This is a genomic window from Rudaea sp. (assembly GCF_047601565.1).
Classification (GTDB): Bacteria; Pseudomonadota; Gammaproteobacteria; order Xanthomonadales; family Rhodanobacteraceae; genus Rudaea.
This window is the reverse complement of sequence record NZ_JASGIY010000001.1, coordinates 1,834,922-1,845,597: the sequence shown is the minus strand read 5'-3', so window position 1 is coordinate 1,845,597 and position 10,676 is coordinate 1,834,922. Positions and strand designations below refer to the sequence as shown.

The 10,676-nt window shown below is 67.1% G+C and carries 9 protein-coding genes and 1 other annotated feature; of the genes, 7 read left to right on the top strand and 2 right to left on the bottom strand.

The window, feature by feature from the left end:
* Nucleotides 1-17 precede the first annotated feature (17 nt).
* Nucleotides 18-1,019, bottom strand: a complete 1,002-nt coding sequence (locus QM741_RS07955) for a LacI family DNA-binding transcriptional regulator (RefSeq protein WP_415207177.1) — start codon at nt 1,017-1,019, stop codon at nt 18-20.
* Between the two features lie 260 nt (nt 1,020-1,279).
* Here QM741_RS07955 and putA point away from each other — a divergent pair, with 260 nt between their 5' ends.
* From putA to prmA, 5 genes are all read left to right on the top strand, one after another.
* Complete coding sequence (putA, locus tag QM741_RS07950) at nt 1,280-4,519, top strand: bifunctional proline dehydrogenase/L-glutamate gamma-semialdehyde dehydrogenase PutA (protein WP_415209094.1); 3,240 nt, start codon at nt 1,280-1,282, stop codon at nt 4,517-4,519.
* Nucleotides 4,520-4,598: 79 nt separating this feature from the next.
* The gene (locus QM741_RS07945) at nt 4,599-4,874 is read left to right on the top strand and encodes a DUF6516 family protein (protein WP_415207176.1); all 276 of its coding nucleotides are present in this window, start codon (nt 4,599-4,601) and stop codon (nt 4,872-4,874) included.
* Entirely contained in the window at nt 4,871-5,245 is a 375-nt protein-coding gene (locus tag QM741_RS07940; protein ID WP_415207175.1) for a hypothetical protein, read from the top strand. Before QM741_RS07945 ends, QM741_RS07940 begins: the two co-directional genes overlap by 4 nt.
* 170 nt (nt 5,246-5,415) lie before the next feature.
* A protein-coding gene (locus QM741_RS07935; RefSeq protein ID WP_415207174.1) for an IS3 family transposase occupies nt 5,416-6,638 on the top strand; the annotation gives its coding sequence in 2 pieces (ribosomal slippage) (nt 5,416-5,701 and nt 5,701-6,638; 1,224 coding nt in all).
* Nucleotides 5,691-5,807 (top strand) — a sequence feature (AL1L pseudoknot). (Overlaps the previous gene by 117 nt.)
* 114 nt (nt 6,639-6,752) lie before the next feature.
* Nucleotides 6,753-7,655, top strand: coding sequence for a 50S ribosomal protein L11 methyltransferase (gene prmA / locus QM741_RS07930; protein ID WP_415207173.1), 903 nt, complete (start codon nt 6,753-6,755; stop codon nt 7,653-7,655).
* A 76-nt stretch (nt 7,656-7,731) separates the two neighbouring features.
* On the opposite strand, the gene rocF is transcribed toward prmA, so the two are convergent.
* On the bottom strand, nt 7,732-8,652 hold the full coding sequence (gene rocF / locus QM741_RS07925) for an arginase (protein ID WP_415207172.1): 921 nt from the start codon (nt 8,650-8,652) through the stop codon (nt 7,732-7,734).
* A gap of 333 nt (nt 8,653-8,985) precedes the next feature.
* Between rocF and QM741_RS07920 the strand changes: the two genes are divergently transcribed.
* Together QM741_RS07920 and QM741_RS07915 are read left to right on the top strand one after the other, a co-directional pair.
* Nucleotides 8,986-9,732 (top strand): DUF937 domain-containing protein, encoded by a 747-nt coding sequence (locus QM741_RS07920; RefSeq protein WP_415207171.1) that lies wholly within the window; start codon nt 8,986-8,988, stop codon nt 9,730-9,732.
* A gap of 125 nt (nt 9,733-9,857) precedes the next feature.
* Complete coding sequence (locus tag QM741_RS07915) at nt 9,858-10,601, top strand: 2OG-Fe dioxygenase family protein (RefSeq protein WP_415207170.1); 744 nt, start codon at nt 9,858-9,860, stop codon at nt 10,599-10,601.
* Nucleotides 10,602-10,676 lie beyond the last annotated feature (75 nt).

Sequence of the window (10,676 nt, the reverse complement as noted above, 5' to 3'; positions counted from 1 at the left end):
GAGAAGGGAAGCAAGAACTACCGCGCCGTCGACTTGCGCAGCACGAGCGAGACCGGAATCACCCGGTTCTCCACCGGCTCGTCGCGGATCAGCTTGAGCAGCGTGTCGACCAGGACGACGCCGGCGCGCTTGGTGTCCTGCTGCGCCGTGGTCAGGCTCGGATCGACGAAGCCGGCGAGCGGGATGTCGTCGAAGCCGGCGACGAGCACGTCGTCGGGCACGCGCAGGCCGTGCTCGCGCAGCGCCTTGATCGCGCCGATCGCGATCAGGTCGCTAGCGGCGAAGATCGCGTCGAACTTCGCCTTGCCGGCGAGCAGCGCCGTCGCCGCCTCGAAGCCCGATTGCTCGGACGAGAACGCGCCGGCCTGGAGTTTCGCATCGACCTTGCCGCGGTTTTCCTCGATCGCCGCGCGGTAGCCGCGATGGCGTTCGAGGAACTCGGGCGACGAGGCGGTCGCATCGCCGAGAAAGGCGATGCGCTTCGCGCCGCGCTCGATCAGGTGGCGCACGATGTCGCGGCCGCCCTGGAAATTGTCGCAGCCGACCGAGACCTCGGGCTGGTCGGGCGCGACCGCGCCCCAGCGCACGAAATGCGTGCCGCGCTCGACCATGAACTTGAGCCGCTCGCGGTAGTCGAGATAGTCGCCGTAGCCGAGCAGGATGATGCCGTCGGCCTTCTTCGATTCCTCGTAGCTCGCCTGCCAGTCGTGGTTGTTCGGCTGCTGGAACGAGATCAGCAGGTCGTAGCCGCGCTGCGCGCAGGCGCGCGTGATCGAGGCGAGCATCGAGACGAAGAACGGGTTGATCAGCGAATCGTCCGGCGCCGGATCCTCGAAGAACAGCAGCGCGAGCGTGCCGCTCTGCTGGCTGCGCAGGCTCGAGGCGTGCTTGTCGACCTTGTAGTTGAGCTCGTTCGCGATCTTGAGGATGCGCCGCCGGGTCAGCTCGTTGACCATGGAGCTGCCGCGCAGCGCGCGCGACACCGTCGGCTGCGAAACGCCGGCCAGGTGCGCGATCACGAGCGACGTCGCTTTCTGTTTGCTGCGAATGGCGAGGCCCTCCTCCCGCGCGCAGCATAGGCAGGCACGCACACGGCAGGCAAGGTTGGGCGCACAACAAATGGCTCCGCCCGATCTCGACAAAGGGGGGCCCAAAAGCCGCGCTTCCGCGCGCCTGCGCGCTGCTAGAATGCACGGCCTTGCACCTGCCCCGCGACGCGCCCGTGAGCGAAATCCTCAGTCCCGAACTTCCGCCCGCGCCCGACGCGGCGCACGCCCTGATGACGGCGGCCTACTGCCGCGACGAAACCGAGGCGATGAACGAGCTGCTCGGCCAAGCCGCGCTGCCCGACGCCGAGCGCGACCTCGTCCTCGCGCGTGCGACCGAACTCGTCGCGCGCGTGCGCGCGAAGGCGCAGGACGCCTCGGCGGTCGAAGCGTTCATGCGCCAGTACGACCTGTCGAGCGAGGAAGGCGTGCTGCTGATGTGCGTGGCCGAGGCGCTGCTGCGCATCCCGGACAAGGACACGGCCGACAAGCTGATCTCGGACAAGCTCGGCGAAGCGAACTGGGAGTCGCATCTCGGCAAGAGCGATTCGCTGTTCGTCAACGCCGGCACCTGGGGCCTGATGCTGACCGGCAAGTTCATCGAACTGGCCGACGAGACCCAGCGCAACTTCAGCGGCGCGTTCAAGCGCCTGATCGGCCGCGCGGGCGAGCCGGTGATCCGCCTCGCCGTGCGCCAGGCGATGCGCATCATGGGCCATCAGTTCGTCATGGGCCGCACGATCAAGGAAGGCCTCGACCGCGCCCAGGAAAAGGAAAACCGCGCCTACCGCTATTCCTACGACATGCTCGGCGAGGGCGCGCTGACCACGCCCGACGGCGAGCGCTACTACCAGGCCTACGTCGACGCGATCAAGGCGCTCGGCGCGCGCGAGAAAAAACGGGGTCAGGTTCATTTTTCCGACACCGACACTTCATCTGGCCAATCCGCTGTCGGGAAAAATGAACCTGACCCCGTTTTTTCCATCCTCGACGCGCCGTCGATCTCGATTAAGCTCTCCGCGCTGCATCCGCGCTACGAAGTCGGCAAGCGCGCGCGCGTGCACGCGGAACTCCAACCGAAGCTGCTCGCGCTCGCCCAGCTCGCCAAGGCGCAGGGCATCTGCCTGACCGTCGACGCCGAGGAAGCCGACCGCCTCGAACTCTCGCTCGATCTGATCGCCGCGGTGCACGCCGACCCGTCGCTCGCCGGCTACCAGGGCTTCGGCCTCGCCGTGCAGGCCTACCAGAAGCGCGCGCCGTTCGTGATCGACTGGCTCGCCGAGCAGGCGAAAAAGACCGGCCGCCGCTTCTGCGTGCGCCTGGTCAAGGGCGCGTACTGGGATTCGGAGATCAAGCGCGCGCAGGAAGGCGGCCACGCCGGCTATCCCGTGTACACGCGCAAGCCGAACACCGACGTGTCCTACCTCGCCTGCGCCAAGCGCCTGTTCGAGCACGGTCCGGCCGCGTTCTATCCCGCGTTCGCCACGCACAACGCGCACACGATCGCCGCGATCCACCACATCGCCAAGGGCCGCCCGTTCGAATTCCAGCGCCTGCACGGCATGGGCGCCGACCTCTACGACGAAGTCATTGGCGCAAACAACCTCAACGTGCCCTGCCGCGTCTACGCGCCGGTCGGCTCGCACGAGGATCTGCTGCCGTACCTCGTGCGCCGCCTGCTCGAAAACGGCGCGAACACCTCGTTCGTGAATCGCATCGTCGACGAGTCGACGCCGATCAAGGACCTGGTCGCCGATCCGGTCGACGTCGTGCGCGGCTTCGCCAGCAAACCGCATCCCCGCATCCCCCAGCCGATCGGCTTGTTCGGTGACTCGAGTTCTGCGCCCTCGCAACCTGATCTTAATTTGAATTCTGCGGGGACGCAGAATTCGTCGCAATCAATTCGAAGGAAGAATTCCATGGGCGTGAACTTCGGCAACGACAACGAATTGAAGGCCCTGGCCGAAGCAGTCGGCGCAGTGAAGGCAGACTGGACGGCGACGCCGCTCGTGCCCGGCGCGAAATCCACCGAGCCGATGCAAGACGTGACCAATCCGGCCGATCGCCGCCAGAAAGTCGGCAGCAAGCAGCAGGCCGACGCCGCGACGATCGACCGCTCGCTGACCAACGCCGTCGCCGCGCAGCCCGCCTGGGACGCGCTGCCGGCCGCTTCGCGCGCGGCGATCCTCGAACACGCCGCCGACCTGCTCGAACAGCGCCGTGCCCCGTTCGTCGCGCTGCTCGTGCGCGAAGCGGGCAAGACGCTGCCGGCGGCGATTTCCGAAGTGCGCGAAGCCGCCGACATGTGCCGCTACTACGCGGCGGTCGCGCGCAAGCTGTTCCAGCCCGAAAACCTGCCGGGTCCGACCGGCGAGTCGAACCAGCTCTCGCTGCACGGCCGCGGCGTGTTCGTCTGCATCAGCCCGTGGAACTTCCCGCTCGCGATCTTCACCGGCCAGGTCGCCGCCGCGCTCGCCGCGGGCAACGCCGTCATCGCCAAGCCGGCCGACCAGACCGTGCTGATCGGTTACGCCGCAGTGAAGCTGCTGCACGAAGCCGGCGTGCCCGACGCCGTGCTGCAGTTCCTGCCCGGCAAGGGCTCGATGATCGGCAACGCGCTGCTGACGAAACCCGACGTCGCCGGCGTGTGCATGACCGGCTCGACCGAAACCGCGTGGATGATCAACCGCACGCTCGCCGCGCGCAATGCGCAGATCGCCGCGCTGATCGCCGAGACCGGCGGCCAGAACGCGCTGATCGCCGACTCGTCCGCGCTGCCCGAGCAGTTGGTGAAGGACGTCGTCGCCTCCGCGTTCGATTCCGCCGGCCAGCGCTGCTCGGCCGCGCGCGTGCTGTTCGTGCAGGAAGACATCGCCGACAAGGTCATCCACATGCTCGCCGGCGCGATGGATGAGCTCAAGGTCGGCGATCCCGGCCTGCTTTCGACCGACGTCGGCCCGGTGATCGACGAGCCCTCGCGCAAGAACCTCGCCGACCATGCCGCGCGCATGGACGCCGAAGCCAAGCTCATCAAGCAAGTGACCCTCGGCGCCGACACCGCGAACGGCACCTTCCTCGCTCCGCGCGCGTACGAACTGAAATCGCTCTCGCAGCTGACCAAGGAAGTGTTCGGCCCGATCCTGCACGTGATCCGCTGGAAGTCCGACCAGCTCGATCAGGTCATCGACGCGATCAACGCGACCGGTTTCGGCCTCACCCTCGGCATCCACAGCCGCATCGACTCGACGATCGCGCACATCGCCCAGCGCGCCAAGGTCGGCAACTGCTACGTCAACCGCAACCAGATCGGCGCCGTCGTCGGCGTGCAGCCGTTCGGCGGCGAAGGCCTCTCCGGCACCGGCCCCAAGGCCGGCGGCCCGCACTATCTCCTGCGCTTCGTCACCGAGCGCACGCTGACGATCAACACGACCGCGGCGGGCGGCAACGCGTCGTTATTGACGTTGGGGGAATAACGTCTCCGCGTCATGCCGTTAACCGCGCGCAGACATGTGGCGCTTGACACCGTACGCAGTCTATGGTCACATACACCATATGAAGGCCGCGCTGGTCCTGCATGAAAAATTCCGTCATGCCGCCGGCGTCGTGGAATTGATGGTGTGGCAAGTCCCGGAGCCGGTTCCGCCTTCGCTGCATGGCTTCAAGTATCGATTGGTTTATGCCGTGAACGGCACGCGCGTTGTGGGCTACGACAACGAACGCGGCAAGGGCGATCACAAGCACCTGCTCGGCGAGGAAATGAAATACACATTCAAGGACGTGGCGACCCTGCTCGCGGATTTCTGGAACGACGTGGAGGCGGCGCAATGAAGAAGAAAATTCTGCATGTCAAAGCGGGCGAACCGGCTGCGGCGAGCTTGGCGCGCGCGCGCGACACGATGCAGGCGCTGCAGAGCGGCCAGCGCGGCAAACCGTATTTCGGCGTCGGCTTCGAGTCGATGGCGCAGATGCTGGCAACGTTCACTCCGCGCCGACTGGATCTGCTCGCAACCCTGCGCGAACACGGCCCGACCACCATCGCCGCCCTCGCCCGCACCTTGGGGCGCGACTACAAGAACGTGCACGGCGACATCAATGCGCTGATCGAATGGCTGGCCGTCGACCGCGACGACCAGGGGCGGGTTTTCGTGCCGTGGGACGAGGTGGATATCCGGCTGCCGTTGACCAAACAGGCGGCCTGAATTGACGATCAAGACGACAATGGACGGCAATTCGTCGCTGTTGACGCTCGGCGAATGGCGCAGGTTGGGGTGAGCGCAGCGGACCCCAACATCAATCCGGAAAACCTGTCATTCGCGAAGTGAACCGCCCCGGGTATGTCGGAGGCTCCCACTCTTGAGAGGATGGAGCAATGACAAACTCGAAGTATTCGGCAGAAGTGAGAGAGCGAGCGATGCGGATGGTGCGCGAGCACCAAGCCGAACACGGCTCGGAATGGGCGACGATCGCCTCGGTGGCCGGCAAGCTGGGCTGCACGTCGGAGACGTTGCGGCGCTGGGTGCGGCAGGCGCAGGTCGATGAAGGCCGGCGCGAGGGGTTGAGCACGTCCGAGCGTGATCGGCTCAAGGCGCAGGAGCGAGAGATTCGCGAACTGCGCCAAGCGAACGAGATCTTGCGCAAGGCGTCGGCGTATTTTGCCCAGGCGGAGCTCGACCGCCGGTTCAAGCCATGATCGCGTTCATCGACGATCACCGAGCCATCCATGGAGTCGAGCCGATCTGCCGCGTGCTGCCGATCGCTCCGTCGACGTACCGCCGCCACGCGCGGGAACGTCGCCATCCGGATCGACGTTCGGCGCGGGCGCGCCGGGACGAGGACTTGTGCCAAGCGATCCGGCGCGTGTTCGCCGAGAACCTGCAGGTGTACGGCGCGCGCAAGGTATGGCGGCAATTACTGCGTGAGGGCGTGCGCGTGGCGCGCTGCACGGTCGAACGGCTGATGCGCAAGCTGGGCCTGCAAGGCGTGATCCGCGGCAAGCCGGTGAAGACCACGGTCAGCGACAAGGCCACGCCGTGCCCATTGGATCGCGTCAACCGGCAGTTCCACGCCGACCGTCCGAACGCGCTGTGGGTCAGCGACTTCACCTACGTCTCGACCTGGGCTGGCTTCGTCTACGTGGCCTTCGTGATCGACGTGTTCGCTCGTCGTATCATTGGCTGGAAGGTGTCGCGGTCGGCGCGCACGGACTTCGTGCTCGACGCGCTGGAGCAGGCGCTGCACGACCGCCGGCCGGTGCAGCAAGCCCTGATCCACCACTCCGACCGCGGCGTGCAGTACGTGTCGATCCGCTACACCGAGCGGCTGGCGCTGGCCGGCATCGAACCGTCGGTCGGCAGCGTGGGCGACTCCTACGACAACGCGCTGGCCGAGACGATCAACGGGCTGTACAAGGCCGAGGTCATCCACCGCCGATCCTGGCCGAACCTGGAAGCCGTGGAAATGGCGACGCTGGCGTGGGTGAACTGGTTCAACCACCACCGCCTACTCTCCTCGATCGGACACCGACCGCCGGCGGAAGCCGAAGCGATATATCATCAGCAACAGCAACACCGTGAGATGCCGATGGCGGCTTGACTCACACCAACCAGCCTCCGACGTTCCCGGGGCGGTTCAGTCTTCCCTGCCCCCGGAGTCGGCCCGCTGTTTTATCCTACCGTGCCGCGCTTGATCCCGAGGCCGTCTTCTGCGATGTCTTTCCTGGAACTTTCCCTCACCCTGCATGCGCGGCAACAGGAGCGCGTCGAACTCGCGCTCGAAGACTTGGGCGCGCTGTCGATCACGCTGCGCGACGCCGATGCGGACACGCCGGACGAGCGCGCGATCTTCGAGCCCGGCGTCGGCGAACTACCGCTGTGGAACGAGATCGTGCTCGACGCGCTGTTCGACAGCGCCGCCGATCGCAGCGGACTCGTGCATGCCCTGCACGAACTCGTGCCGGGACTGGCGCCCGACCGCTTCACGTTCCGCGAGGTCGAAGACCGCGACTGGACGCGCGCGTGGATCGACCGGTTCAAGCCGATGTCGTTCGGCGCGCGCCTGTGGATTTATCCGAGCACCGTTGCGCCGGGCGCGGACGATGCCGACAAAATCATCGTGCATCTCGATCCCGGCCTCGCGTTCGGCACCGGCACGCATCCGACCACGGCGCTGTGCCTGGAATGGCTGGACGCGACCGATCTCGAAGGCAGGACGGTGATCGACTACGGCTGCGGATCGGGCGTGCTCGCCGTCGCCGCGCTCAAGCTCGGCGCGCTGCGCGTCATCGGCGTCGACAACGACCCGCAGGCGATCGAGGCGAGCCGCGTCAACGCCGAGCGCAACGGCGTCGCCGACCGGATCGATCTGCACTTGCCCGAAGATTTTCCGCGGCGGCGCGAAAACATCCTCGTCGCGAACATCCTCGCGGGGCCGCTGGCCGACCTCGCGCCGTTGTTCGCCGATTGCGTCGAGCCGGGCGGCCTGCTCGCGCTGTCGGGCATCCTGCAAGGGCAGGAAGGCGAACTTCTGGTGCGCTATGCGCAATGGTTCGACGATCTCGCCGTCGCCGTGCGCGAAGACTGGGTACGCATCAGCGGCCGGAGAAGGGGTTGAGGCCGGAACCGCTCGGATGCACCGACTGCGCACGCATTTCATTTCCCCGTGACCCCGCCGGGGCGACCCTGACCCACTAACTGCGCATCAAGGTCGATTTGCCGAACAGGCTTTCGACGAGGTCGACGGCAAGCTTGCCGGTCTGGTTGCAATTGTCGAACGCCGGGTTGAGTTCGACGATATCGAGCGAGCCGAGCCGACCGGTGTCGGCGATCATTTCCATGACGAGTTGCACCTCGCGGTAATTCGGGCCGCCGGGAATCGTGGTGCCGACGCCGGGCGCGATGGCCGGGTCGAGGAAATCGACGTCGAAGCTGACGTGGACGTGCGTGCCGGCATCGACGCCGTCGAGCGCTTCTTCCATCGCGCGGCGCATGCCGACTTCGTCGATGTAGCGCATGTCGTAGATGTCGAGGCCGGCGTCGTGGACGAGTTTCTTCTCGCCCGCGTCGACCGAGCGGATGCCGATCTGGCGGATGTCGTCCTTGTCGAGCATCGGCGCGGCGCCGGCGAGCGCGATCAGTTCCTGCGGACCGTAGCCGCACAGGCAGGCCACCGGCATGCCGTGGAGGTTGCCCGAGGGCGTGATCGTGGAGGTGTTGAAGTCGGCGTGCGCGTCCAGCCAGAGCACGCGCAGCTTTTTCCCCGCCTCGCGACAGTGGCGCGCGACCGCGCCGATCGAGCCGATCGCCAGGCAATGATCGCCGCCGAGCAGGATCGGCAAACGGTCGATGGCAAGTTCGGCGGCGACCGCCTGCATGACCGCGCGGTTCCATTCGACGACCGCGCCGAGATGGCGATAGCCGGCGCGCGGCGGCTGCCACGGATTGAACGGGCCGGCGACGTTGCCGCGGTCGATCACGTCGAGCCCGCGCGCGCGCAGCGCCTCGCCGATGCCTGCGACGCGCAGCGCCTCCGGGCCCATCGACGCACCGCGGTGGCCGGCGCCGATATCGGTCGGCGCGCCGATCAGGGAAACGGGAGTGAAATTCTGCATGTCGGAAAGCACCTCGAAAATATCGTCCCGAGCGAAGAGCCGATTCCGTATCGAAGCGGATGCGTCGCCGGCGCGCAAGGACACAGTGTACTCAGATGTACAGGAAGATTCCGGGCACCGCCGGCGCGCAACCTGTCGAGCGCGGCAGGTTTTTCGAGGCACCCGGATTCCATGCCCGCCCCGACACGGCAGGAAACAGCGCGGCCGCGCTATTTTACAGAGTGCACCACTACGTGTTCTTTCGCCCCTGCGTGTTATGCTCGGAGCAAACCTCGATGGCCTTCGCATTCCGGCGAAAACCGTCGCTTCGTCTACTCATTGGAGCCGGCAATCATGAGCAGTTTGATCGACAATATTTTGGGCCACCTCGACAGCAACCAGATCGGCGCGATCGCCAATCAGCTCGGCACCGACCCCGCCACGGCGCAGGCCGCGATCGAGCAGGCGCTGCCGCTGATCGTCGGCGGCATGGCGAAGAAGGCGAGTACGCCCGAAGGCGCGGACGCGCTGCACAACGCGCTCGGCGACCATGCCGGCGGCAGCGTCGGCGACATTCTCGGCGGCTTGCTCGGCGGCGGCGCGGGACAGACCGGCGGCGGCGGACTCGGTTCCATCCTCGGCAGCATGCTCGGCGGCGGCCAGCAAGGCGGCGGCGGGCTCGGCTCCATTCTCGGCAGCGTGCTCGGCGGTGGCGCGAGCCAACAGGGCGGCGGCTTCGATCCCGGCATCGGCGGCGCCATCCTCGGCCATGTGTTCGGCAACAACGTCAACGCCGCGAACCAAGGCCTCGGCCAGACCACCGGCCTCGGCACGCAGGGCGCAGGCCAGCTCATGGCGATTCTCGCGCCGATCGTGATGAGCGTGCTCGCCAACCAGTCGCGCAGCCAGGGCCTGTCGCCGGGCGGCCTCGGCAACGTGCTCGCGCAGCAGGCACAGGCGACGCAGCAGCAGGGCGGCGTCGCCGGCGGCCTGCTCAACGCCGTGCTCGACCACAACGGCGACGGCCATCTCGATCTCTCCGAGATGATCCAGGCCGCCGGCGGCGTGATGGGCGCGCTCGGCGGCAAGCGCACGGTCTGAGCGGATTTCCGCTCCTGCGAACGACGGGCGCCCCGCGCCCGTTTTTCGTTTGTGCGATGCGGGCTGGCGATTGGCCCCGTCCAAGTGGTTCTGGAACCGCGCATCGATTCTGCTAGGGTGCGGCCATGAGTCATGCCCGCGCCGTCCACGACGATGACCTGTCCGTCGCATTGACGCGCGACGGTTTCGCGTTCGTCGCGCATGCGCGCATGCGCGGGCTGCTCGACGCGGTCGGCAAACTCGGCGACTGGCCGGCGTTCGCGGCGAGCTGGAACGATCTCGCGCTCGACACCTATCTGGCCGACTTCGGCCGCTACCGCCGCCGCCGCCACGCGGTGTTCCGCGTCGAACGCGGCGGCGCGGTCGTGCACGAGGCGCACCAGCCGCATTACCAGAGCCGCGAATACAACGCGCTGCAAGGCGGCATCGAACGCTGGTTCGAGCCGATCACGCCGGAAATCCGCGACGGCGCGACGCTGCGCACGCTGCTCGATTTCTGCCGGGCCACGTTCGGCCCGCTCGCCCCCGACGCCGAAAGCTGGCGCGTCGAAGTCCACCAGTTCCGCATCGAGGCGCGGCCGGACGAACCCGGCCAGCCGACGCCCGAAGGCGTGCATCGCGACGGCGTCGACTACGTGCTCGTGCTGCTGGTCGACCGCGTCAACATCGCCAGCGGCACGACGACGATCCACGCCGCCGCCACGCGCGAACTGCTCGGCAGCTTCACGCTGACGAAGCCGCTCGACGCGGCGCTCGTCGACGACGCGCGCGTGTTCCACGGCGTCACGCCGGTCGAGCCGATCGACCCGGCGCTGCCCGCGTACCGCGACGTGCTCGTGGTGACCTTCAAGCGCGCGCCGCGTTCCTGAAAACGCTGAAAGGGAAGCCGAAGCAAGCCGTGCTATAGTCCCGAGAAACTCAATTACGATGCGGTGCGCAGAACA